This window comes from Streptomyces toyocaensis (assembly GCF_000725125.1).
Lineage (GTDB): Bacteria > Actinomycetota > Actinomycetes > Streptomycetales > Streptomycetaceae > Streptomyces > Streptomyces toyocaensis.
Genome location: NZ_JFCB01000005.1, coordinates 20,594 through 44,538, shown reverse-complemented (window position 1 = coordinate 44,538; position 23,945 = coordinate 20,594). Strand labels below are relative to the sequence as shown.

Annotated in this window: 20 protein-coding genes; 14 read left to right on the top strand and 6 right to left on the bottom strand. The window is 73.1% G+C overall.

Translation table 11 applies throughout. The features are described from left to right. Nucleotides 1–10: 10 nt before the first annotated feature. On the bottom strand, nt 11–463 hold the full coding sequence (locus BU52_RS08075; RefSeq protein ID WP_037930493.1) for an NUDIX hydrolase: 453 nt from the start codon (nt 461–463) through the stop codon (nt 11–13). Nucleotides 464–711: 248 nt separating this feature from the next. Here BU52_RS08075 and BU52_RS08070 point away from each other — a divergent pair, with 248 nt between their 5' ends. From BU52_RS08070 to BU52_RS08030, 9 genes are all read left to right on the top strand, one after another. Continuing rightward, complete coding sequence (locus BU52_RS08070) at nt 712–1,692, top strand: EamA family transporter (protein ID WP_051858034.1); 981 nt, start codon at nt 712–714, stop codon at nt 1,690–1,692. Nucleotides 1,693–1,914: 222 nt separating this feature from the next. After that, nucleotides 1,915–2,712 carry a TIGR03084 family metal-binding protein gene (locus tag BU52_RS08065; protein WP_037930490.1) on the top strand — a complete coding sequence of 266 codons (798 nt, stop codon included), beginning with the start codon at nt 1,915–1,917 and terminating at the stop codon, nt 2,710–2,712. Next, nucleotides 2,709–4,391, top strand: coding sequence for an acyclic terpene utilization AtuA family protein (locus tag BU52_RS08060; RefSeq protein ID WP_037930486.1), 1,683 nt, complete (start codon nt 2,709–2,711; stop codon nt 4,389–4,391). The genes BU52_RS08065 and BU52_RS08060 overlap by 4 nt, the downstream gene beginning before the upstream one ends. Then, complete coding sequence (locus tag BU52_RS08055) at nt 4,388–5,986, top strand: acyl-CoA carboxylase subunit beta (protein WP_037930484.1); 1,599 nt, start codon at nt 4,388–4,390, stop codon at nt 5,984–5,986. Before BU52_RS08060 ends, BU52_RS08055 begins: the two co-directional genes overlap by 4 nt. A 6-nt stretch (nt 5,987–5,992) precedes the next feature. Further along, nucleotides 5,993–7,834, top strand: a complete 1,842-nt coding sequence (locus BU52_RS08050; protein ID WP_037930481.1) for an ATP-binding protein — start codon at nt 5,993–5,995, stop codon at nt 7,832–7,834. Nucleotides 7,835–7,888: 54 nt separating this feature from the next. Then, nucleotides 7,889–9,034: an acyl-CoA dehydrogenase family protein gene (locus BU52_RS08045; protein ID WP_037930479.1), complete on the top strand. Its 1,146-nt coding sequence runs from the start codon at nt 7,889–7,891 to the stop codon at nt 9,032–9,034. Between the two features lie 52 nt (nt 9,035–9,086). Next, nucleotides 9,087–10,667: a 4-coumarate--CoA ligase family protein gene (locus tag BU52_RS08040; protein WP_037930477.1), complete on the top strand. Its 1,581-nt coding sequence runs from the start codon at nt 9,087–9,089 to the stop codon at nt 10,665–10,667. After that, nucleotides 10,664–11,398 (top strand): enoyl-CoA hydratase family protein, encoded by a 735-nt coding sequence (locus BU52_RS08035; protein ID WP_037930474.1) that lies wholly within the window; start codon nt 10,664–10,666, stop codon nt 11,396–11,398. Before BU52_RS08040 ends, BU52_RS08035 begins: the two co-directional genes overlap by 4 nt. Continuing rightward, entirely contained in the window at nt 11,386–12,000 is a 615-nt protein-coding gene (locus BU52_RS08030) for a TetR/AcrR family transcriptional regulator (RefSeq protein WP_078903155.1), read from the top strand. The genes BU52_RS08035 and BU52_RS08030 overlap by 13 nt, the downstream gene beginning before the upstream one ends. A 12-nt stretch (nt 12,001–12,012) precedes the next feature. Here the strand turns inward: BU52_RS08030 and pdxH are convergent, their stop codons facing one another. After that, nucleotides 12,013–12,699: a pyridoxamine 5'-phosphate oxidase gene (gene pdxH, locus BU52_RS08025; protein WP_107061118.1), complete on the bottom strand. Its 687-nt coding sequence runs from the start codon at nt 12,697–12,699 to the stop codon at nt 12,013–12,015. Nucleotides 12,700–12,970: 271 nt separating this feature from the next. On the opposite strand from pdxH, the gene BU52_RS08020 reads away from it, so the two are divergent. Further along, nucleotides 12,971–14,071: a citrate synthase 2 gene (locus BU52_RS08020; protein ID WP_037930469.1), complete on the top strand. Its 1,101-nt coding sequence runs from the start codon at nt 12,971–12,973 to the stop codon at nt 14,069–14,071. 315 nt (nt 14,072–14,386) lie between these two features. Here BU52_RS08020 and BU52_RS08015 read toward each other — a convergent pair whose 3' ends face one another. Further along, a complete protein-coding gene (locus BU52_RS08015; RefSeq protein ID WP_037931024.1) occupies nt 14,387–15,817 on the bottom strand; it encodes an NCS2 family permease in 1,431 nt (476 codons plus the stop codon). 276 nt (nt 15,818–16,093) lie between these two features. Between BU52_RS08015 and BU52_RS08010 the strand changes: the two genes are divergently transcribed. Together BU52_RS08010 and BU52_RS08005 are read left to right on the top strand one after the other, a co-directional pair. Next, complete coding sequence (locus BU52_RS08010) at nt 16,094–16,768, top strand: helix-turn-helix domain-containing protein (RefSeq protein WP_037930466.1); 675 nt, start codon at nt 16,094–16,096, stop codon at nt 16,766–16,768. Between the two features lie 173 nt (nt 16,769–16,941). Continuing rightward, nucleotides 16,942–18,336, top strand: a complete 1,395-nt coding sequence (locus tag BU52_RS08005; protein ID WP_037931021.1) for a PAS domain-containing protein — start codon at nt 16,942–16,944, stop codon at nt 18,334–18,336. 36 nt (nt 18,337–18,372) lie between these two features. Here BU52_RS08005 and BU52_RS08000 read toward each other — a convergent pair whose 3' ends face one another. After that, nucleotides 18,373–19,128 carry an SIS domain-containing protein gene (locus BU52_RS08000; protein WP_037930463.1) on the bottom strand — a complete coding sequence of 252 codons (756 nt, stop codon included), beginning with the start codon at nt 19,126–19,128 and terminating at the stop codon, nt 18,373–18,375. Between the two features lie 226 nt (nt 19,129–19,354). Here BU52_RS08000 and BU52_RS07995 point away from each other — a divergent pair, with 226 nt between their 5' ends. Next, nucleotides 19,355–20,047, top strand: coding sequence for a metal-dependent transcriptional regulator (locus tag BU52_RS07995; protein ID WP_037930460.1), 693 nt, complete (start codon nt 19,355–19,357; stop codon nt 20,045–20,047). A 484-nt stretch (nt 20,048–20,531) separates the two neighbouring features. After that, a complete protein-coding gene (locus tag BU52_RS07990; RefSeq protein ID WP_037930457.1) occupies nt 20,532–21,410 on the top strand; it encodes an alpha/beta fold hydrolase in 879 nt (292 codons plus the stop codon). Nucleotides 21,411–21,440: 30 nt separating this feature from the next. Here the strand turns inward: BU52_RS07990 and BU52_RS07985 are convergent, their stop codons facing one another. Both BU52_RS07985 and BU52_RS07980 read right to left on the bottom strand, forming a co-directional pair. After that, a complete protein-coding gene (locus tag BU52_RS07985; RefSeq protein WP_037930453.1) occupies nt 21,441–23,033 on the bottom strand; it encodes a hypothetical protein in 1,593 nt (530 codons plus the stop codon). Then, nucleotides 23,030–23,821: an ABC transporter ATP-binding protein gene (locus BU52_RS07980; protein ID WP_037930450.1), complete on the bottom strand. Its 792-nt coding sequence runs from the start codon at nt 23,819–23,821 to the stop codon at nt 23,030–23,032. The genes BU52_RS07985 and BU52_RS07980 overlap by 4 nt, the downstream gene beginning before the upstream one ends. Nucleotides 23,822–23,945 lie beyond the last annotated feature (124 nt).

The window sequence follows — 23,945 nt, the reverse complement described above, 5'->3', positions numbered from 1 at the left end:
CCGCGCACCGTCACGGCGTGGTCTCGCCCCGCACCAGCGGGTGGCACACCGGCTGGACGTCCTCCGGGAGGTCGTCCGGCCGGCACCAGCGGGCCTCCAGGATCTCGGTGGGGTCCAGACGCAGTTCGCCGCCCAGCAGGCGGGCCTCGAAGGCCACCTCCAGGCGGGTGCGGAAGCCGCTGTTCAGCATGACGAGGCGGCCCGTCTCGACGTCGAGCCCCGTCTCCTCCCTGACCTCGCGCACCACGGTCGCGCGGAGATCCTCGCCCTTGCGCGCGAAGCCGCTGGGCAGGCCCCACTGGCGGCCCGGCGGCCACATCCGGTGCCGGAGCAGCAGCACCCTGCCCTCCTCGTCGCGCACCACACCGGTCACGCCGACCACGAACTTGGCATGCAGGGCCCACACGATGCGGCCCTGCACGGGGCGCAGGAGTCGCCACAGCCGGACGAGCAGTCGTCGCACAGAACCTCGGATGGTGGAAGCGGACGGGGTTGTCACGGAGATGTCACCACGGGGATGTCACCAGGGGAAACCGTACCCGCTGGGGTCCACGTGGCGGACGGAGTTGACCGCGGCGGGGCCGGGGCCGCATCGTCAGGCATGTAAGCGTTGTACGGTGCTGACGAGGTCCAATACGCTGGACTGCGAAGTGCATCAAGTCGCACACTCGGTACAGGCAAGTGTCCGCTCCGACGTCCCTGGAAGGCCCCGTGACCACCCCCAGCGCCGCCACCCCGCCCACCGCACCGGGGATCGCCCCCGCGCCCCCGCCGGCCGGCGTCCCGCGCGGGCGGGGTTCCCTCGGGCCGGTCGGGCTGGTGCTCGCCGGCGGGATCTCCGTGCAGTTCGGCGGGGCGCTGGCGGTAACGCTGATGCCGCGGGCCGGGGCGCTCGGGGTCGTGTCGCTGCGGTTGCTGGTGGCCGCGCTGGTGCTGATGGTGCTGTGCCGGCCGCGGCTGCGCGGGCACTCGCGCGCCGACTGGGGCACGGTGATCGTCTTCGGCGTCGCCATGGCCGCGATGAACGGCCTCTTCTACCAGTCCGTCGCCCGCATCCCGCTCGGCCCGGCGGTCACCCTGGAGGTCCTCGGCCCGCTCACGCTGTCCGTCCTGGCCTCCCGGCGGGCGGTCAACCTCGTGTGGGCCGCGCTGGCCCTCGCCGGCGTGTTCCTCCTCGGCGGCGGAGGCTTCAGCGGCCTCGACCCGCTGGGCGTCGCGTTCGCGCTGGGCGCCGGCGCCATGTGGGCGGCGTACATCGTCTTCAGCGCGCGGACGGGGCGCCGCTTCCCGCAGGCGGACGGGCTCGCCCTGGCGATGGCCGTGGCGGCCGTGCTGTTCCTGCCGCTGGGGATCGCCGAGTCCGGCACGAAGCTGCTCGACCCGACGGTCCTCGGCCTGGGCGCGGCGGTCGCGGTGCTGTCGTCCGTCCTCCCGTACACCCTCGAACTCCTCGCCCTGCGCCGCCTGCCCGCGTCCACCTTCGCCATCCTGATGAGCCTGGAACCGGCGCTCGCGGCCGCCGCGGGCTTCCTCATCCTCGACCAGGTCCTGTCCGCCCCGGAGGCCGCGGCCATCGCCCTGGTCATCGCCGCGAGCATGGGGGCGGTGCGGACACAGGTGGGACGGGTGAAGGCCGGCGCCGGGTCGGGCGAGCGGTCCCCCGAGCGATCTGACGGACCCGGCCCTGGGTGACGCCCTTTGCCTTCACGCCCTGAGCCCGGGTGAGGCCCTGGGCCTTTGCGCACTGAAGCGGCTCGTCTCCGGGGCAAACGGTTGGTCCTCCCCTGCGCCTGCCCGCCGGGACGGGGGGTGAGGAAAATCCAGCAAGCATGCTTGCTTGTTTCCGGGCGGGCTGCCATGCTCCACGCAATCGCGCCGCACACCGCCGTGTCCGTGCACCGAGGGGAGCGCCTCGTGTCCGATCCGACGCCCGTGATCGACGACCTGCGTGAGGAGAGCGAGGGGCTCGACCGGCTCGTGGCCGGGCTGAGTCCCGGGCAGTGGGGGCTTCGGACGCCCGCGGCCGGGTGGACCGTGGCCCACCAGGTCGCCCACCTCGCCTGGACCGACCACTCCGCGCTGCTCGCCGTCACGGACGCCGACGCCTTCCGCGCGCTGGTCGAGCAGGCGCTCGCCGCCCCCCACACCTTCGTCGACGACGGCGCCGAGGAGTACGCCCGGTCCGCGCCCGCCGAACTGCTCGCGCGCTGGCGGGAGGGGCGCGCGGCGCTGGACAAGGCGCTGCGGGAGGCGCCGGCCGGTGCACGCTTCCCCTGGTACGGGCCCCCCATGTCCGCCGCCTCAATGGCGACCGCCCGTCTCATGGAGACCTGGGCCCATGGACTGGACGTGGCGGAGACGATCGGTGTGGCGCGGCCACCCACCGACCGACTCAGGCATGTGGCGTGGCTCGGCGTGCGCACCAGGGACTTCGCCTACGGGGCGCACGGGCTCACCCCGCCGGCCGACCCCTTCCGGGTCGAGCTGGCCGCACCGGGGGGCGGGGTGTGGGCGTACGGGCCCGAGGACGCGGCCCAGCGCGTCACCGGCCCCGCGCTCGACTTCTGCCTCCTCGTCACCCAGCGCGCCCACCGCGCCGACCTCGCCCTCACCGCCGAGGGCGCCGACGCCGACCGCTGGCTGGACATCGCCCAGGCCTTCGCCGGTCCGCCCGGGGGCGGGCGGGAACCGAAGGGGGACACCGCGCGGTGAGAGCGACGACCCTGCGCGTCGGGAACTTCTCCGGCTTCTACGGCGACCGCTTCGACGCCCTGCGCGAGATGCTCACCGGGGGCGAGGTCGACGTCCTCACCGGTGACTACCTCGCCGAGCTGACCATGCTCATCCTCGCCCGCGACCGGCTGGGGGACCCCTCCGCCGGATACGCCCGCACCTTCCTGCGGCAGCTCGAGGACACCCTCGGCCTCGCCCACGAGCGGGGCGTCAGGATCGTCACCAACGCGGGCGGGCTCAACCCGGCGGCACTCGCCGACGCCGTGCGCGCGCTCGCCGCCCGGCTGGGTATCCCCGTGCGGGTCGCCCACGTCGAGGGCGACGACCTCACGGCGCGGTACCCCGGCGCCCTCGCCGCCCACGCCTACCTCGGCGGGTTCGGGATCGCCGCCTGTCTGCGCGAGGGCGCCGACATCGTGGTCACCGGCCGGGTCACCGACGCGGCCCTGGTCACCGGTCCCGCCGCCGCCCACTTCGGCTGGACGCCGACGGACCACGACCGGCTCGCGGGGGCCGTCGTCGCCGGGCACGTGCTGGAGTGCGGGGCGCAGGCGACCGGCGGGAACTACGCGTTCTTCGGTGAGGGCGGGGCCCTGCGGCCCGGGTTCCCCCTCGCCGAACTGCACGAGGACGGCAGCAGCGTCATCACCAAGCACCCCGGGACAGGAGGCCTGGTCGACGTCGGCACGGTGACGGCCCAGCTCCTCTACGAGACGGCCGGCGCCCGGTACGCGGGGCCGGACACCACGGCCCGCCTGGACACCGTGCGGCTCACCCAGGAGGGCCCCGACCGGGTCCGGATCGACGGTGTCCGGGGCGAGGCGCCACCCCCGGCCCTCAAGGTCGGGATCAACCGGCTCGGCGGCTTCCGCAACGAGGTCGTGTTCGTGCTCACCGGGCTGGAGATCGAGTCCAAGGCGGCGCTGGTCCGGCAGCAGATGCGCGCCGCCCTCGCCGAGTCCCGTCCCGCCCGGGTCAGCTGGGACCTGGTGCGCACCGACCAGCCCGACGCCTGGACCCAGGAAACGGCGAGTGCGCTGCTGCGGCTGGTCGTGCGGGACCCCTCCCAGGAGAAGGTCGGGCGCGTGCTGGGCGCGGCCGCCGTCGAGCTGGCGCTGGCGAGCTATCCCGGGTTCCATGTGATGGCGCCACCGGGGAAGGGCTCCCCCTATGGGGTCTTCGAGGATGTGTACGTCCCCCATGGCGACGTCGACCATGTGGCCGTCCTCCACGACGGACGCCGTGTCACCGTGGACCCGCCGCACGACACCGCCGTACTCGACGACGTACCGGAGCCCGAGCTTCCCGACCCGCTGCCCGAGGGACCCACGACTCGCGCGCCCCTCGGCCTCCTCGCCGGTGCCCGCAGCGGCGACAAGGGCGGGAACGCCAACGTCGGCGTCTGGGTCCGCTCCGACGACGCCTGGCGGTGGCTCGCCCACGAGCTGACCGTCGAACGGTTCCGGACGCTGATCCCCGAGGCCCGCGAGCTGCCCGTCACCCGGCACGTCCTTCCCCGCCTGCGCGCCCTGAACTTCCTCGTGGAGGGAATCCTCGGCGAGGGCGTCGCCGCGCAGGCCCGCTTCGATCCGCAGGCCAAGGCGCTCGGCGAATGGCTGCGCTCCCGGCACCTCGACATCCCGGAGGTCCTGTTGTGACGCTCCTCGAATCCGCCCTGAACACGGCCGATCCGGAGTACCGGGCCAACCGCGAGGCCATGCTCGCCAAGCTCGCCGCACTCGACGCCGAACACGCCAAGGCGCTCGCGGGCGGCGGCGACAAGTACGTCGAGCGGCACCGGGGGCGCGGCAAGCTGCTCGCCCGTGAACGCATCGAACTGCTCCTCGACCCCGACACGCCCTTCCTGGAGCTGTCCGCGCTGGCCGCCTGGGGGAGCGAGTACGCGGTCGGCGCCTCGCTCGTCACCGGCATCGGCGTCGTCGAGGGGGTGGAGTGCCTGATCACCGCGAACGACCCGACCGTGCGCGGCGGCGCCAGCAACCCCTGGTCGCTGCGGAAGGCCCTGCGCGCCAACGACATCGCGCTCGCCAACCGGCTGCCCGTGATCAGCCTGGTCGAGTCCGGCGGCGCCGACCTGCCCTCCCAGAAGGAGATCTTCATCCCCGGTGGCGCCATCTTCCGGGACCTGACCCGGCTGTCGGCGGCCGGCATCCCGACCGTCGCCGTCGTCTTCGGCAACTCCACCGCCGGGGGTGCCTACGTCCCCGGCATGTCGGACCACGTGATCATGGTCAAGGAGCGGGCCAAGGTGTTCCTCGGCGGGCCGCCGCTGGTGAAGATGGCCACGGGGGAGGAGAGCGACGACGAGTCCCTGGGCGGCGCCGAGATGCACGCGCGCGTGTCGGGTCTCGCCGACCACTTCGCCGTCGACGAGCGGGACGCGCTCCGCCAGGCCCGCCGGGTCGTCGCCCGTCTCAACCACCGCAAGGCGTACGGCGATCCGGGACCGGCCGCCCCGCCCACGTACGACGAGGACGAACTGCTGGGCATCGTGCCGGGCGACCTGAAGATCCCCTTCGACCCCCGCGAGGTCGTCGCGCGGATCGTCGACTCCTCCGACTTCGACGAGTTCAAACCGCTCTACGGGACCAGCCTCACCACCGGCTGGGCCGCACTCCACGGCTATCCCGTCGGCATCCTCGCCAACGCCCGGGGAGTCCTCTTCAGCGAGGAGTCCCAGAAGGCCGCCCAGTTCATCCAGCTCGCCAACCAGCGCGACATCCCGCTGATCTTCCTGCACAACACCACCGGCTACATGGTCGGCAAGGAGTACGAGCAGGGCGGCATCATCAAGCACGGCGCGATGATGATCAACGCGGTCGCCAACTCGAAGGTTCCGCACCTGTCCGTCCTCATGGGCGCCTCCTACGGCGCCGGGCACTACGGCATGTGCGGTCGCGCCTACGACCCGCGGTTCCTCTTCGCGTGGCCCGGCGCCAAGTCCGCCGTCATGGGTCCGCAGCAGCTCGCCGGGGTGCTGTCCATCGTCGCGCGGCAGTCGGCGGCGGCGAAGGGACGGCCGTACGACGACGAGGCGGACGCGGCGCTGCGCGCCATGGTGGAGCAGCAGATCGAGTCCGAGTCGCTGCCGATGTTCCTGTCCGGGCGGCTCTACGACGACGGCGTCATCGACCCGCGCGACACCCGCACCGTCCTCGGCCTGTGCCTGTCGGCCGTCCACACCGCGCCCTACGAGGGCGCGCGCGGTGGCTTCGGCGTCTTCCGGATGTGAGGGGACATGATCACTTCCGTTCTTGTCGCGAACCGGGGCGAGATCGCCTGCCGCATCGTCCGCACCTGCCGTGAACTGGGCATCCGGACGGTCGCCGTGCACTCGGACGCCGACGGAAACGCCCTCCACGCGCGCGTGGCGGACACCGCGGTCCGGCTGCCGGGGGCGGCGCCCGCCGACACGTACCTGCGTGGCGACCTGATCGTGCGGGCCGCCCTCGCCGCCGGCGCGGACGCCGTGCACCCCGGCTACGGCTTCCTCTCCGAGCACGCCGGCTTCGCGCGCGCCGTGCGGGACGCCGGACTGGTGTGGATCGGGCCGCCCCCGGAGGCGATCGAGGCGATGGCGTCCAAGACGCGCGCCAAGGAGCTGATGGGGACCGAGCCCCTGCGGGAGGTCACCGAGGCCGACCTGCCGGTGCTGGTCAAGGCCGCGGCGGGCGGCGGCGGACGCGGCATGCGCGTCGTACGGCGTCTCGCCGACCTGGACGCCGAACTGGCCGCCGCCCGCGCCGAGGCCGCGAGCGCCTTCGGGGACGGCGAGGTGTTCGTCGAGCCGTATGTGGAGGGCGGCCGGCACGTCGAGGTGCAGGTGCTCGCCGACACGCACGGCACGGTGTGGGCGCTCGGCACCCGGGACTGCTCGCTCCAGCGCCGCCACCAGAAGGTGATCGAGGAGGCCCCGGCGCCCGGACTGCCCGCGCGGCTCACCGAGGAGCTCCACGCCCTCGCCGTACGCGCCGCGCGTGCCGTCTCCTACGTCGGTGCGGGCACGGTGGAGTTCCTCGTCGCCGAGGGCCGGGCGCACTTCCTGGAGATGAACACCCGCCTCCAGGTGGAACACCCCGTGACGGAGGCCGTGTACGGCGTCGATCTCGTCGCCGAGCAGATCCGCGTCGCCGAGGGCCGCGCCCTCGACGGCGAGCCGCCCCGCCCGCACGGGCACGCCGTGGAGGCCCGCCTCTACGCCGAGGACCCCGCCCGGGACTGGGCGCCGCAGGCCGGCCGGCTGCACCGCCTCGCCGTCCCCGGCGACGTGCGCCTGGACACCGGCTGCACGGACGGCGACGACATCGGCGTCCACTACGACCCGATGCTCGCCAAGGTCGTCGCCCACGGCCGCACCCGCGCGGAGGCGGTCCGCAAGCTGGCCTCCGCCCTGGAACGCGCGGTGATCCACGGTCCCGTCACCAACCGGGACCTCCTCGTCCGCTCCCTGCGGCACAAGGAGTTCGCCGAGGCCCGCACGGACACCGGCTTCTACGACCGCCACCTGCCGGAACTGACGGCCCCGGCCCCCGATCCGTACGCCCCGCTCGCCGCCGCCCTCGCCGACGCCCACGGCCGCTCCCGCTTCGGCGGCTGGCGCAACCTGCCCTCGCAGCCGCAGGCCAAGCGGTACCTCGTGGCCGGCGAGGAGCACGAGGCCCGCTACCGGCACACACGGGACGGCCTCACGGCCGACGGGGTGCGGGTCGTCCACGCGGACGCGGGGCTCGTGATCCTCGAGGTGGACGGCGTCCGGCGCAGGTTCGAGGTCAGCCGCTACGGCGACCAGGTGTACGTCGGCGCCACCGCCCTCACCGTGCTGCCCCGCTTCCCCGACCCCACCACCCAGCACGCCCCCGGCTCCCTCCTGGCCCCCATGCCGGGCACGGTCGTCCGCGTCGCGGAGGGCCTGACCGAGGGAGCCGCGGTGGAGGCCGGACAGCCCCTCCTCTGGCTGGAGGCGATGAAGATGCAACACAAGATCACCGCTCCGGCCACGGGAACCCTGATCACCCTCCACGCCGTACCGGGACAGCAGGTGGAGCCCGGAACGCTGCTCGCGGTGGTGCAGGCGACCTAGGGGCGCGGGGAACTGCGCGACCAGCCACACACCACCCGCAGTCGAAGGAGCCACATGACCACCCTCGTCGAATCCGAAGAGCACAAGGCCCTCCGCGAAGCGGTCGCCTCGTTCGCGAGGAACCACCCCCGCACCCCCGCCACCGACAGCCGGCGGTTCTGGCAGGACGCAGCCAAGCTCGGCTACATCGGCGTCAACCTGCCGGAGGCGTACGGCGGTGGCGGTGGCGGCATCACCGAACTCTGCCTCGTCTCGGAGGAGATGGGTGCCGCGGGCAACCCCCTCCTGATGATGATCGTCTCCCCGGCGATCTGCGGCACCGTCATCTCCCGCTTCGGCACCGAGGCCCAGAAACGGGAGTGGCTGCCCGCCCTGGCCGACGGCAGCCGCCTGATGGCCTTCGGCATCACCGAACCCGACGCCGGTTCCAACTCGCACCGCATCACCACCACCGCGCGGCGCGACCCCGGCACCGGCGACTGGCTGCTGACCGGACGCAAGGTGTTCGTCTCGGGTGTCGACATCGCCGACGCGACCCTCGTCGTCGGCCGCACGGAGGACGCCCGGACGGGACGCCTCAAGCCCTGCCTGTTCATCGTCCCGCGCGACACCCCCGGCTTCGGGCGCCGGATGATCGACATGGAACTTTACGCCACGGAGAAGCAGTTCGAGCTGGTCCTCGACGACGTGCGGCTGCCCGCCGACGCGCTCGTCGGCGACGAGGACGCCGGGCTGCTCCAGCTCTTCGCCGGCCTCAACCCCGAACGCATCATGACGGCCGCGTTCGCGATCGGCATGGGCCGCTTCGCGCTGTCCCGCGCCGTCGAGTACGCGCGTGAGCGCACCGTGTGGAAGGCGCCCATCGGCGCCCACCAGGCGATCGCGCACCCCCTCGCCCAGGCGCACATCGAGCTCGAACTCGCCCGCCTGATGATGCAGAAGGCCGCACACCTCTACGACGCCGGGGACGACGTGGGCGCGGGCGAGGCCGCCAACATGGCCAAGTACGCGGCCGCCGAGGCATGCGTGAAGGCCGTCGACCAGGCCGTGCACACCCTCGGCGGGAACGGCCTCACGCGCGAGTTCGGGCTCGCCTCGCTGGTCACCGCCGCGCGCGTGTCCCGTATCGCCCCGGTGAGCCGGGAGATGATCCTCAACTACGTCTCCCACCAGACCCTGGGCCTGCCCAAGTCCTACTAGGGGCCGGACGCCCCGCAGGCCCGCTCTGCTTCACGGCCGTCCTGGAGGAACCATGTTCCGAAGCGAGTACGCGGACGTCGCCCCGGTCGACCTCCCCATCCACGACGCGGTGCTCGCCCGGGCAGCCGCGTTCGGGAGCACCCCGGCGCTGATCGACGGCACCGACGGCACCACCCTCACCTACGAGCAGCTGGACCGCTTCCACCGGCGGGTCGCCGCCGGGCTGGCCGAGGCGGGCGTCCGCAAGGGGGACGTGCTCGCGCTGCACAGTCCCAACACGATCGCCTTCCCCACCGCGTTCTACGCGGCCACCCGCGCGGGCGCCTCCGTCACCACCGTGCACCCCCTGGCGACCCCCGAGGAGTTCGCCAAGCAGCTCAAGGACTCCGCGGCGCGCTGGATCGTCACCGTCTCACCGCTGCTGGGGACCGCGCGGCGGGCCGCCGGACTCGCGGGCGGCGTCGAGGAGATCCTCGTCTGCGACAGCGCGCCCGGACACCGCTCGCTGATCGACATGCTGGCCTCCACGGCCCCCGAGCCGGTGGTGGGGATCGACCCCGCCGAGGACGTCGCCGCCCTGCCGTACTCCTCCGGCACCACCGGCGTCCCCAAGGGCGTGATGCTCACCCACCGGCAGATCGCCACCAACCTCGCGCAGCTCCAGCCACTGATCACGGCCGGCCCCGGCGACCGCGTCCTCGCCGTGCTCCCGTTCTTCCACATCTACGGGCTGACGGCCCTGATGAACGCCCCGCTGCGGCAGGGCGCCACCGTCGTCGTCCTGCCGCGTTTCGACCTGGAGACGTTCCTCGCGGCCATCCAGAACCACCGCATCACCGCCCTGTACGTGGCCCCGCCGATCGTGCTGGCCCTGGCCAAGCACCCCGTGGTCGACCGGTACGACCTGTCGTCCCTGAAGCACGTCGTCAGCGCCGCCGCGCCCCTGGACGCGCGCCTCGCCGCCGTCTGCTCGCGGCGGCTCGGGCTGCCGCCCGTCGGGCAGGCGTACGGCATGACGGAACTGTCGCCGGGCACCCACGTCGTCCCCCTGGACGCCATGGAGGAGGCACCCCCCGGCACCGTCGGCAAGCTCGTCGCCGGCACCGAGATGCGCATCGTCTCCCTCGACGACCCCGGCAAGGACCTCGGCCCCGGCGTGTCCGGCGAGATCCTCATCCGCGGACCCCAGGTCATGAAGGGCTACCTCGGCCGGCCCGACGCCACCGCCGCGATGATCGACCGGGACGGCTGGCTGCACACCGGGGACGTCGGCCACGTCGACGAGGCAGGCTGGCTGTTCGTCGTGGACCGGGTCAAGGAGCTCATCAAGTACAAGGGCTTCCAGGTCGCCCCCGCCGAGCTCGAGGCCCTGCTGCTCACCCACCCGGGGATCGCCGACGCCGCCGTCGTCGGCGTTTACGACGAGGACGGCAACGAGGTCCCGCACGCCCACGTCGTCCGCCGTCCGACCGCCCCGCAGCCGTCCGAGGGCGAGATCATGATGTACGTCGCCGAGCGCGTCGCCCCGTACAAGCGCGTCCGGCGCGTCACCTTCGTCGACGGCGTCCCGCGCGCCGCCTCCGGAAAGATCCTGCGCCGCGAGCTCCGCGCGGCGCACGAGGAGCCCTCGTGACCCTGATCGGCCGCACCCGCGCGCGAGGCGTCGAAACGCTCTGTCTCGACGCCCCGGAACGCCGCAACGCCCTGTCCGCCGCCCTCGTCGCCGAGCTGGCCGGCGCGCTGACCGACGCGGGGGAGGACACCGCCGTGCGCGCCGTGGTCCTGACCCACACCGGCACCACCTTCAGCGCGGGCGCCGACCTGCGCGACCCGCCCGCGCCCGAGGCCCTGGTGGGCCTGTTGCGGCAGATCGTCGAGCTGCCCAAACCGGTGCTCGCGCGGGTCACCGGGCACGTCCGCGCGGGCGGTCTGGGACTGCTCGCCGCCTGCGACATCGCCGTCGCCTCGCCCGCGGCCACCTTCGCGTTCACCGAGGTCCGCATCGGGGTCGCCCCGGCCGTCATCTCGCTTCCGGTACTGCCCCGCGCCGACCCGCGCGCGCTGGCCCGCTACTACCTCACCGGGGAGCGCCTCGACGCCGCCGAGGCCGTCCGCGTCGGCCTGCTCACGGCGGCCGGTGAGGACGTGGACGACACCCTCGCCCCCATCCTCGACGGCCTGCGCAGATCCGCCCCCGAGGCCCTGGCCGAGACGAAACGGCTGCTCACGGCTAAGGTGCTGGAGACCTTCGACCGGGACGCGGCCGGCCTGGCCGCGCTCTCGGCCCGCCTCTTCGCCTCCGCCCACGCGCGCGAGGGCATGACGGCCTTCCTCGAACGACGGGATCCGGAATGGCTGGTGTGAGCACGACCGACCGTGCGGAACGAGTCCCCAAGCAGGACCGCAGCCGGGCCACCCGGCAGCGGCTCCTGGAGGCCGCCGTGGCCTGCCTCGCCGAACACGGCTGGGCGGGCTCCACGGTCTCCGTCGTCGCCGAACGCGCGGGTGTCTCCCGGGGGGCCGCCCAGCACCACTTCCCGACCCGTGAGGACCTCTTCACGGCCGCCGTGGAGTACGTCGCCGAGGAGCGTTCCACCGCCCTGCGCGCCCTCTTCCCCCAGGGCGCCGCGGCGAGCGGCCGCCGCGCGGTGGTCGCGGCCCTCGTCGACCTCTACACCGGTCCGCTCTTCCGCGCGGCGCTCCACCTGTGGGTCGCCGCGTCCAACGAGGAACAGCTGCGCCCCCGCGTGACCGAGCTGGAGTCGCGCGTCGGCCGTGAGACCCACCGCATCGCCGTCGAACTCCTCGGTGCCGACGAGTCCCGCCCCGGTGTCCGCGAGACCGTCCAGGGCCTCCTCGACATGGCCCGCGGCCTGGGCCTCGCCAACCTCCTCAGCGACGACACGGCCCGCCGCGAGCGGGTGGTGGCCCAGTGGGCGGACCTGCTGGAGCAGACGCTGAGCTGAGGCCGCCCGGGGTCACGGGGCGAGCCGCTCCACCCGCCAGCCCCCGTCCGCCTCCGCGACGTACCGCAGGCGGTCGTGGAGGCGGTTCTCGCGGCCCTGCCAGAACTCCACCGCCTCCGGCACCACCCGGAAACCGCCCCAGTGGGGTGGCACCGGCACCTGCTCCCCCTCCGGGTAGCGGGCCGCCAGGTCGGCGTAGGACGCGTCGAGCTCCGCGCGGCCCGCGATCACCGACGACTGGCCGCAGGCCCACGCGCCGAGCTGGGAGCCGTGCGGGCGGGTGCGGAAGTAGGCCGCCGTCTCGTCGCGGCCGGTGCGCAGCGCGGTGCCGGTGACGATGACCTGCCGGGCCATCGGGTGCCACGGGAAGAGCAGCGAGACGTGCGGGTTCCCGGCCAGGTCACGGCCCTTGCGGGAGCCGTAGTTCGTGTAGAAGACGAAACCCTCGTCGTCGAAGTGCTTGAGCAGCACGGTGCGCGAGCTGGGCCGGCCCTCCGTGTCCGCCGTCGAGACGATCATGGCGTTCGGCTCGAACATCCCGGCGTCCGTCGCCGCCTGTCTGAACCAGCGCGCGAACTGTTCCACGGGAGTGGCGGCCAGGTCGGTCTCGGAGAGCCCCTCGGTCCGGTAGTGCTTGCGCATCGCGGCGAGAGCGAAGGGCACGGCGTCTCGGTCGGTCACGCCGTCATCCTGCCCCATGCGCGCGGCGCCCGGGGGAGCGGTGGCCTTCGTCACCCCATGGCACTGAGTGCCGCGAACCCTCCCCAAAGCTGGCACTCAGGGATATCGTGCTGGCACTGATCCGGTTGGGTGACCGCCAGCCGGGCATCACAGGGATACGTCCAGGACGGCGAGTCCACACAGCGTGACCGCGGATCCACCGGACGCACCCGCTCGCGCCGAGCCGACCCGACACATGGTCGTCCCACCCCACAACACCATCTGTCACCACCTCACGAGGAGCCGCCTGATGTCCGACTTCGTACCCGGGCTCGAAGGAGTCGTCGCGTTCGAGACGGAGATCGCCGAACCCGACAAGGAGGGCGGCGCCCTGCGGTACCGGGGCGTCGACATCGAGGATCTGGTCGGGCACGTCTCCTTCGGCAACGTCTGGGGACTGCTCGTCGACGGGGCGTTCAACCCCGGGCTGCCGCCCGCCGAGCCGTTCCCGATCCCCGTGCACTCCGGTGACATCCGCGTCGACGTGCAGTCGGCGCTCGCCATGCTGGCCCCCGTGTGGGGTCTGAAACCGCTTCTCGACATCGATGCCGAACAGGCCCGCGACGACCTCGCGCGCGCCGCCGTCATGGCCCTGTCCTACGTCGCCCAGTCGGCGCGCGGCCAGGGGCTGCCCATGGTGCCCCAGCGCGAGATCGACAAGGCGGAGTCCGTGGTCGAGCGCTTCATGATCCGCTGGCGCGGCGAGCCCGACCCGCGGCACGTCGCCGCCGTCGACGCGTACTGGACGTCGGCCGCCGAGCACGGCATGAACGCCTCCACGTTCACCGCGCGGGTCATCGCCTCGACCGGCGCGGACGTCGCCGCGGCCCTCTCCGGGGCCGTCGGCGCCATGTCGGGACCGCTGCACGGCGGCGCCCCCTCACGCGTGCTGGGCATGATCGAGGAGATCGAACGCACCGGCGACGCCGAGGCGTACGTCAAGCAGGCCCTCGACAAGGGCGAGCGCCTCATGGGCTTCGGCCACCGCGTCTACCGCGCGGAGGACCCCCGCGCCCGCGTCCTGCGCCGCGCCGCCCGCGAGCTCGGCGCCCCGCGCTTCGAGGTCGCCGAGGCCCTGGAGAAGGCCGCCCTGGCGGAACTGCACGCCCGCCGCCCCGACCGGGTGCTCGCCACCAACGTGGAGTTCTGGGCCGCGATCGTGCTGGACTTCGCCGAGGTCCCGGCGCACATGTTCACCTCGATGTTCACCTGCGCCCGTACGGCGGGCTGGTCGGCGCACATACTCGAGCAGAAGCGCACGGGCCGCCTGATCCGGCCGTCGGCCCGCTACGTCGGCCCCGGCAGCCGCGACCCGCGCGAGATCGAGGGCTACGGGGACATCGCCCGCTGATCCGCGGGCCCGGGAACGCGCACGACCCGCGAGTCTGGTTCCTCCCTGGGGAGGAGCCGGCCGGACGTTACCGGCGACTCGCGGGTCGGGTGACTGCGTGGGATTGGGCCGGTCGCGTGCATCACGCACACGCTGGTCCGGCGCCGAACCGAGTACGGCGGCGGGCCACTAGCCCGCAGCCACCTCTTCCGTCCGGTGTGCATACATCTGCCGAACCACCTCCTTTCCGAAGTACCGCCCACATTAGGAACCGATCGGCGTCGGATCAACCACTTTTTCTCCGGGCCGGTCCGCCGCGGGAGGTCCGCACCCCGGTCAGATGCCCAGGAGCTGCTTCACCGGCTCGATGGCGAAGTAGGCGAGGAAGAGCGCCGCGGTGCCCCAGAGCAGCCAGTGCACCTCCCTGGCCTTGCCCAGGCACGCCTTGATGACCACGTAGGCGATGAAACCGGCGCCGATGCCGTTGCTGATGGAGTAGGTGAACGGCATGACGACGATGGTCAGGAAGGCGGGGACGGCGAGGTCGTAGCGGTTCCAGTCGATGTGCCTGACCTGCGTCATCATCAGGAAGCCGACCGCGATGAGGGCCGGCGAGGCGGCCTGCATCGGAACGATGGTCAGCACGGGCGTGAAGAAGAGGGCGAGCGCGAACAGGCCGCCGGTGACGAGGTTGGCGAAGCCGGTCCGGGCTCCCTCGCCGACACCGGCGGCGGACTCGATGTAGGTGGTGGCGGACGAGGAGGAGGCCGCACCGCCCGCGACGGCCGCCGCGCTGTCGATGAGCAGGACCCGCCCGAGGCCGGGGACCTGCCCGCGCTCGTCGAGCAGGCCGGCCTCGGCGGTGACGCCGACCACGGTGCCCATGGTGTCGAAGAAGTCGGAGAGGATCAGCGTGAAGATCAGCAGGACGACGGTGAGCACGCTGACCTGGCCGAACGAGCCGAACACGTCGAACTGACCGAGCAGTCCGAAGTCGGGCGCGGCGACGGCCTTGTCCGGCAGCTCCGGCGCGGTCAGCCCCCAGGACTTGACGTCGGCGAGCTCGTTGATGACGACGGAGAGGACGGTCATCACCACGATGCTGATGAGGATGGCGCCCCGCACCTTGCGGGCCATCAGGACGACCGTCAGCAGCACGCCGAGGCAGAACACGAGCATGGGCCAGCCGGTGAGGCTGCCGGTGCCGAGCTGGACCGGCACGGTGGTGTTCGCGGCGTCCGGGATACGGGTCACGAACCCGGAGTCCACGAAGCCGATGAAGGCGATGAACATGCCGATGCCGACGCTGATGGCCTGCTTGAGCGGCTGCGGAATGGCGTGCATGACGGCCTCGCGCAGACCGGTCAGCACCAGCACGCAGATCAGCAGGCCCTCGAGCACGACCAGGCCCATCGCGTCGTCCCAGCTCATCATGGGCGCGATCTGGAAGGCGACGACGGCGTTCAGGCCGAGGCCGGCGGCCAGGGCGAGCGGGAGGTTGCCGGCCACGCCCATGATGAGGGTCATCACGGCGGCGACCAGGGTCGTGGCGGTCGCCAGCTGGGCGGGGTCGAGCTTGTCGCCGAACTTGTCCTCGGTACTGCCCAGGATGATCGGATTGAGCACCAGGATGTACGCCATGGTGAAGAACGTCGCGAATCCGCCGCGTATCTCACGACCGTAGGTCGAGCCGCGTTCGCTGATCCGGAAGAACGTGTCGAGGGCGCCGGCTCTGGGGGGTGCGGGGTCGGTCCGGCCGGTCGTCATGGTCTGCAAGGGATGTCTCCTGGGCATACGCGGGGGTGGGTGCACGACGCTGCCGCCGGAGAGCTTGGCATTCGGTACGCGGTCACACGCACGGCGGCCTGCGAGCGGATCCTACGGAGCCCTGGGAGGTGGTCAATACCCCTGCAGGAAAAGGAAGTTGCGAGCGCAATGATCTCCGTTGCTTCCTACAGAATCGGCGCCGACCTTCCCGCCATAACGGGATGCAGGCGACAGGAGCCGTGGTGTTCACCCAGCGTCGCTCCCTACTCTCGCACCGTGCATCCTCCACTCCCCTTCAGCGCACGCGCCGCCCGCATCCTGCGCGAGAAAGTCGGGATGGCTCCCGGCCACGTCGCCTACGGCATGCGCGCCTCCTACGGAATGACCCACGTCACCCCCGACCACATCGCCGCCTGGGAACGCGGGCTGGCCGTCCCCGACGCCCATGAGCTGACCGCCCTGGCCGGCGCCCTGTGGTGCGCCCCCCGCGACCTCATGGGCGCACCGCGCACCCTGCGGGAACACCGCATCGCCCGGGGAATCGCCCCGGAGGACGTCGCCCGGGCCACCGGCGTCCCGCTGCACACCTACCTCGCCATGGAGGAGAGCGGCCGCTGGACCGGTGGCCGACGGGAGTCGGCCCTGCTCGGGGCCGCCCTCGGACTCCCCCCGCGGGCGCTGCTCTCCATCACCGGCGGCGAGGAGGAACTGGCCCGGCTGCTCACCGAGGCCGTCTCCACCCGCTGGCAGGCGCACATCCGCGAGATCGCCGACCTCGTCTCCGTCGACCGCCGGGACCTCAAGAGCACGCTGCGCGCCATGCACGACGAGTACCAGACCCTCATGGCGGCCACGCTCAGCCGGGGCGGTGGCGCCGACGCCGGCGAGAGCGGGCGGCGCTACCTCGAGGAGATCGTCCACCACTTCTGGACACGGTTCGAGAACCGCTGACCGCCGCGATCGGGCAGTATGTCCCGCCCGGGCGGGGGACCCGGCCCCCGGCGCACAACGATTCCCCCAATCTTGTCGGGAACCCGGTGTGCGCTGTGTCACGTTCACGTTGAATGATTGCAGTGAGCGAACCGTCGTGCCGTACGTGCGGACGCAGCCTGCAGGGGGTCCAGGTGAGTGCTTCCCGGCGTAGTGGGACCACCGACGAGCTGGGGCCTGACGAGCCCGAGCCCGCGCGGGAGGGGTCGGTCGGCTCCGACCTCCTCGCCGCGCTGCTCGACGGCATGGACGCCGCCCTGTGCGCGTTCGACGCGGACGGTGTGGTGACGCACTGGAACCGCGAGGCGGAGCGGATCCTCGGCTGGACCGCCGCCGAGGCGGTGGGCCGGGCCGGGTTCGCCGGGTGGGCCGTGCGCAGCGCGGACGCCGCGGAGGTCGAGGCGCGGCTGATGTCGGCCATGGACGCGCCGGGCCGGCAGGTGAACGAGTTCGCGCTGCTGACCAAGGACGGCGGCCGGGTGCTGGTGCGGACGCAGTCCGCGGCCGTGCGCGGGCCGGACGGGAAGCCCGCGGGGGTCTACTGCGCCTTCAGCGAGGTGCACGCGCAGATCGACCTCGAGCGGTCGATCGCGCTGAGCGAGGCACTGCTGGAGGACGCGAGCTGGGGCGTCGTCCTGGTCGACGCCGACCTGCGGCCCGCGGTGGTGAACGCGCACGCCGCGCGGGCGCTGGGCGCCGGGCGCACGTCCGTGCTCGGGCGGCCGCTCGGGGAGCTGCTGGCGCGGGGCGCGGAGGAACTGGAGAGCGCCCTCACCCATGTGCTCGCGGAGGGCGCGCCGCCGGCGCCGGCCGAGCTGTGGGTGAGCGTGCGCACGCCGGACGGCGAGCGCAGACGGTGCTGGCGGAGCGGGTTCGTGCGGCTGGCGTCACCGCTCGCCGAGGAGCCGGTGCCGCTCGGCGTCGGGTGGCTGTTCCAGGACGTGACCGAGTCGCGGCAGGGTGAGCAGGAGGCGTCGCTGCTGCGGTTCCGCGCGCAGCAGCTGCACCGCGCGGCGCGCGCGGCGGCGGAGTGCGAGGATCCGGCGGAGGCGGCGACGGTCCACCTGGACTTCGCGCTCGCCGGGTTCGCCGACCATGCGCTGATCGACCGCGTGACCGACGGCGCGGAGGGCGCCGACCGGGTGCGGCTGGTGCGGATCGCGGCCACGCCGTCCGGCGCGCCGGGGCCCAGCAGGCTGGACGGACGGGCGGGGCTGCCGGTGCGGTACGGCGAGGGGCATCCCGCGGTGCAGTGCGTGGAGCGGGCCGGGTCGGTGCGGGCGGCGGCGGGCTCCCTGTCCGCGGAGGACGCGCGGGCGTGGGCGCTGGCCCGGCAGTGGCCGGCGGACGCGGTGCACGCCCTGTGCACGGTGCTGCGCAGCCGGGGGCGGACGCTGGGGGCCGTGACGTTTCTGCGGGGGGCCGGGCGTAACGCGTTCGAGCGTTCCGACGCGATGTACGCGGAGGACGTGGCCGTCCGCATCGCCACGGCCCTGGACCTGGCGAGTCTGCTCACCCCGGACGACTGACCGGGGGCGGCGCCCCCGCGGAACCGGGCCGCGGGGTCAGTGGCCGTAGAAGATGCGGTCGGCGTACTGCTCGAAGACGCGCGCGTTCCACTCGTGGCCGCCGTCCACGTTGCCCGAGCGGAGCAGCGGCGGCTCGATGCCCCGGTCGGCGAGTGCGGCCGCGGCGGTGGCCACGACGGCCTGCAGCAGCGCCGTGGTGACGACCGTGGAGGCGGGAGCGAAGGGCGCGGGCACGTGGTCGTGCGTGAGCTCCGCGTCGCCGACCGCGATGCCGGAGTCCAGGACGAGGTCGCAGTGGTCCTTCAGGAACGTCCCGGAGGAGTGCCGCGACGAGGTCTGCGACGCGTACGCCACCGAGGTCACGCCGATGACCTTCACGCCCAGCTCGCGTGCCTTCATGGCCATCTCCACGGGCAGCGCGTTGCGCCCCGACAGGGAGATGACGAGCAGCGCGTCACCCGCGCGCAGCGGCGAGGACTCCAGCACGACGCCCGCCAGCCCGTCGACGCGCTCCAGGGCGGAGCCCAGCGTCGCCGGCCGCACGTCGACGCCGACGGCGCCCGGCACGGTGAGCAGGTTCATCAGGGCGAGTCCGCCCGCGCGGTAGACGAGGTCCTGCGCGGCGAGCGAGGAGTGCCCGGCGCCGTAGGCGAAGAGACGGCCGCCGTCCGCGACCGTGTCGGCGAGCAGCGCGCCCGCGGCCGCGACGGAGTCGGCCTCCTCGTCGCGGATCCGCCGGAGCAGGTCGATCGCGGCGTCGAGGAACTGACCGGCCGGCGTGCGGTCGCTCATACGGCTTCCCTTCGCGGGTGGAGTGTTGCGGATCACCGTGCGGTCTGGACCAGTACCGTGTCAATACGGCGCCCGAGGGCCCGCCTTCCGGCCCGCTGCCCCCGTTCCCACGGTGCGGCACGGTTGCCGGCCGCATGCGTAAGAATTGAGTCCTGGGCCAGCGCACGCGCCGGTGAGCAGTCCAGCCTCCGGCAGAGCCATTCGCACATCTCATCAAGGGGCATGTATGTCCGGACTGATCGACACCACGGAGATGTATCTCCGCACCATCCTCGAGTTGGAGGAGGAAGGTGTGGTCCCCATGCGTGCCCGGATCGCCGAGCGGCTCGACCAGAGCGGGCCCACGGTCAGCCAGACGGTGGCGCGCATGGAGCGTGACGGACTGGTGTCCGTCGCCACCGACCGCCACCTGGAGCTCACGGAGGAGGGGCGCCGGCTGGCCACGCGGGTGATGCGCAAGCACCGCCTCGCCGAGTGCCTGCTGGTCGACGTGATCGGCCTGGAGTGGGAGCAGGTCCACGCCGAGGCCTGCCGCTGGGAGCACGTGATGAGCGAGGCCGTCGAGCGCCGCGTGCTGGAACTGCTGCGGCACCCGACCGAGTCGCCGTACGGCAACCCGATCCCGGGCCTGGAGGAGCTGGGCGAGAAGGACGGCGCCGACCCGTTCCTGGACGAGGGCATGGTGTCCCTGGCCGATCTCGCCCCGGGCACCGAGGGCAAGACGGTCGTGGTGCGCCGGATCGGCGAGCCGATCCAGACGGACGCGCAGCTGATGTACACGCTGCGCAGGGCGGGTGTGCAGCCCGGTTCGGTGGTGAGCGTGACGGAGTCGGCGGGCGGGGTGCTGGTGGGCAGCGGCGGCGAGGCGGCCGAACTGCAGACGGAGGTCGCCTCCCACGTGTTCGTCGCCAAGCCCTGACCGCGCGTCAGGACCTGGATCCGCCGCTGCGAACGAGCCGATTCCAAGATCCAGTACGTCGAATCGCAGCGCTCGCCGGAATCGCGTGCGAGGCTGTCACGTGAGGCATATGACCTGAGGGGCTCTGGGCCGGGCCGACAGCGATGTCACCCCCGGCCGGGGAGGGGCGGGACGGTGTGCCGTGACCACGTGAGGAGCCCCGGCGCCGCAGGGCGCCGGGGCCTGTCCTCCCCTGTGCTGACCCGGAGCCCCGAGCTCTCAGGGTCATTCCCCTCGGACCGATTTCCCCGAGCGGTCCGCCTCCCGCTGAAGATCTCCCCCGGCCCGCGGCGATCAATCCCCGCCGGGGGTCACTCGAACGAGGGGTGTTGCCGGGCGAAAAGACGTCTTCGAATGTGTATTCGATAATCTGCGGGCGGGCAGGGCGACAGGCAGGGCCGGAACAGGCAGTGGGCAGGCAGCGAGCTTGGGGGGTGCCAGGACCATGGCGCGACGCATCGACGTGACCGGGGCGGACGGGGTACGGCTCGCCGCCTGGGAGTTCGGCGATCCGTCCAAGAGCGGGGCGGGCCCGGCGGAGTCCACCGGGCCGGACGCGCCCGGTGTGCTGTTACTCCACGGCCTGATGGGCCGTGCCTCGCACTGGGCGTCCACCGCCCGCCGGCTCTCCGCGCGCCACCGCGCGGTCGCCCTCGACCAGCGCGGCCACGGCCGCAGCGACAAGCCTCCGCAGGCCTCCTTCACCCGCGACGCCTACGTCGACGACGCCGAGGCCGCCCTCGAACAGCTCGGCCTCGGCCCCACCGTCCTCATCGGCCACGCGATGGGCGCGCTGACCGCCTGGCAACTGGCCGCCAGACGTCCCGACCTGGTGCGCGGCCTGATCATCTGCGACATGCGCGCCTCCGCCCTGGGGGCCGCCTCGCAGCGCGAGTGGGCGGAGTGGTTCAAGGCCTGGCCGGTTCCCTTCGCCACCCTCGCCGACGTCCGCAAGTGGTTCGGCGAGGACGACCCCTGGGTGGAACGGCCGAACCCCGCACGCGGCGAGTTCTACGCCGAGGTGATGGCCGAGTCCCCCGACGGCTGGCGTCCGGTCTTCGACCCGGACCAGATGCTCCGCTCCCGCGAGACCTGGGTGTACGACGCCCACTGGGAGGAGCTGGCCCAGGTGCGGTGCCCCGCCCTGGTGGTCCGCGGCCTCGACGGCGAGCTCGGCCGCGCGGAGGCCCAGGAGATGGTGCGCGTCCTGCCCCGCGGTCAGTACGCGGAGGTCGCCGACGCGGGCCACCTCGTCCACTACGACCAGCCCGAGGACTGGCTGGCCGCGATCGAACCCTTCCTGGACTCCCTCGGCGGTAACTGAGCGCCCCGCGCGGCGTCCGTCGCGCGGGCCTCACCCCTTGCTCACCGCCGTGATGATCTCCGGCAGTCGGCGGGCCGTCTGCGGCGCGGCGAGCCGCAGTCCCAGCAGGGCCAGGGCCGCCCCGTGGACCGTGCCCGCCGGCAGCAGCAGCCAGAGCAGGCCGTGGCCGGCCGCGTCGAGGTTCAGCCAGATCGTGAGCGCGATGACCGGGAGGCACAGCACCGCCGCCGCCACCATCCCGCCGAAGATGGAGATCCAGGCCAGCCCGACCTGGCCGGGGGCCACGTTCTTGTAGCCCTCCTGCGGGATGGAGTACGGGAAGCGGGCCGAGGTCCACGCGCCCGTCGCGAGCATCGCGCCGAGCAGGGCGAAGGACAGCCCCAGCGCCTCCGGCAGCCGCGCCCAGTCGCCCAGCATCGCCGTCGTCAGCACGGTGACGAGCACCGAGTACGGCAGGGTGATCAGCAGCAGGGCCAGCGCGCGGCCGCGCAGTTCGACGTAGGCGTCCCGGGCCGACGAGATGGTCGTCGCGACCATCCAGAACGCCGAGGTGTCCTGCCCGAACTGGTTGTACATCATCACGCCGAGCATCCCGGCGGCGAAACAGGCGAAGTAGACCGAGCCGGTGCCCTGCCAGGCGTTGAACACCGGCACGATCAGCCCGATCGCCAGCGAGGTCACCCACGCGGTCTTGGTCTTCGGGTCGCGCCAGATGTAGCGCAGGCTGCGCTCCATGACCGTGCCGGTCCGGCCCGGGGGCAGCAGCCGGGCGAGCCCGGCCGACGCCCGGTCGCGCACCGGCGTCTCGCCCCCCTGCAGCGTGGAGCCGTCGGGCGAGGTCATCAGGCGCGTCAGGGAACGCGACCACAGGGCGAGCAGACCCGCCAGCGCCGCACCGGACAGGACGAGTTGGGTCGCGGCGACACCGTACGAGCCCTCGCCCGCCGCGTGCACCGCGCCGATCGCCGACGCCGGCGGGAGCCACCGCAGCACGTCCGCGGACGGGCCCAGCTCCGCCAGGCCGGACGAACCCAGGCGCTGCGCACCGAAGTTGACCACCTGCGCACCCACGGCGATGACCAGTCCGCTGAGCACCGCGAGGTCCCGGCCCTTGCGGCTGGTCAGCAGCCGCACCTGGGACACGGCGACCGCCCGCGCGAGCGCCACGCACACCAGCAGCGCCAGCGGCACGGCGAGGGCGCCCACGGCGAACGCCGCCCCGCCGCGCGCGACGGCGATCACCGAACCGGCGAGCAGACACAGCGTGAACAGCGGGCCGATGCCGACCAGCGAGGCCGCGAGCAGGGCCCGCACCAGCGGCCGCGGCCGCAGCGGCAGCATCACCAGCCGGGTCGGGTCGAGGGTCTCGTCACCGCCGGGGAAGAACAGCGGCATCACCGCCCAGCCCAGCCCCAGCACCGCCACGAGGAGCACGACCAGGGACTCGGCGTGGTCGACGCCGCGCAGCGCGATCAGCCCGATGAGCTGGAGCGCGGCGAACAGCAGGGCGGCGACGGCGGAGGCGATGTACGCGGCCCTGCGGCCGCCGGACTGCCGCAGGCCGTTGCGCAGCAGGGAGAGCTTCAGCCGGACGAGGACGGGAGTGATCGCCGGCGCGCTCACCGGGCCCCGCCGCCCAGCCAGTCGAGGTCGGAGCCGGCGTCCCGGCCGTCCGCGCCCACGAGTTCCAGGAACGCCCGCTGGAGCGAGGGCGCGTCCCCGCGCACCTCGGCGAGCGGGCCGTCGGCGCGGATGCGGCCCGCGGCCATCACCGCCACCCAGTCGCACAGCGACTCGACGAGCTCCATGACGTGGGAGGAGAACACCACCGTGGCGCCGGACGCCGTGTACCGCTCCAGCACGCTGCGGATGATCTGCGCCGAGACCGGGTCGACGCCCTCGAACGGCTCGTCCAGGAAAAGGACTTCCGGATTGTGCAGCAGGGCGGCGGCGAGGCCGATCTTCTTGCGCATGCCGGTCGAGTAGTCGACGACGAGCTTGTGCTGGGCACCGGCCAGGTCGAGGACGTCCAGCAGCTGCGTGGCCCGCTTGTCGACCTCGGCACCGGGCAGCCCCCGCAACCGCCCCGTGTAGGCGAGCAGTTCCCGCCCCGACAGCCGCTCGAACAGCCGCAGCCCCTCCGGCAGCACCCCGATCCGGGCCTTGACCTCCACCGGGTCCCGCCACACGTCGTGCCCGACGACCTCGACGGTGCCCTGGTCCGGCCGCAGCAGCCCGGTCACCATGGACAACGTGGTGGTCTTCCCCGCCCCGTTCGGCCCGACCAGCCCGATGAACCGGCCGGCCGGCAGTTCCAGATCGATCCCCCCGACGGCGACCTGCTGCCCGAACCGCTTCCAGAGCCCCCGTACGCGTACGGCATTGCCACCCACCACGTCTCCCTCCGTCACGTGGAAGCCTACGGGGGGAACAGCACACCTCAAGGGGCGCGGGGCTGTGCCGGTGTGCGGCTCCGCCGCGTGGGCGCGACCGGCCACGACGGACCCGCAGCCGCGCGACGGCATCAAGGCTCGT

Excerpts from the sequence above, each read along its gene's own strand:
- BU52_RS08050 (WP_037930481.1), top strand. The coding sequence starts at position 5,993 with ATGATCACTTCCGTTCTTGTCGCGAACCGGGGCGAGATCGCCTGCCGC.
- BU52_RS08045 (WP_037930479.1), top strand. The coding sequence starts at position 7,889 with ATGACCACCCTCGTCGAATCCGAAGAGCACAAGGCCCTCCGCGAAGCG.
- BU52_RS08040 (WP_037930477.1), top strand. The coding sequence starts at position 9,087 with ATGTTCCGAAGCGAGTACGCGGACGTCGCCCCGGTCGACCTCCCCATC.
- BU52_RS08030 (WP_078903155.1), top strand. The coding sequence starts at position 11,386 with ATGGCTGGTGTGAGCACGACCGACCGTGCGGAACGAGTCCCCAAGCAG.
- pdxH (WP_107061118.1), bottom strand. The coding sequence starts at position 12,699 with ATGGGGCAGGATGACGGCGTGACCGACCGAGACGCCGTGCCCTTCGCT.
- BU52_RS08020 (WP_037930469.1), top strand. The coding sequence starts at position 12,971 with ATGTCCGACTTCGTACCCGGGCTCGAAGGAGTCGTCGCGTTCGAGACG.
- BU52_RS08015 (WP_037931024.1), bottom strand. The coding sequence starts at position 15,817 with ATGACGACCGGCCGGACCGACCCCGCACCCCCCAGAGCCGGCGCCCTC.
- BU52_RS08000 (WP_037930463.1), bottom strand. The coding sequence starts at position 19,128 with ATGAGCGACCGCACGCCGGCCGGTCAGTTCCTCGACGCCGCGATCGAC.
- BU52_RS07995 (WP_037930460.1), top strand. The coding sequence starts at position 19,355 with ATGTCCGGACTGATCGACACCACGGAGATGTATCTCCGCACCATCCTC.
- BU52_RS07990 (WP_037930457.1), top strand. The coding sequence starts at position 20,532 with ATGGCGCGACGCATCGACGTGACCGGGGCGGACGGGGTACGGCTCGCC.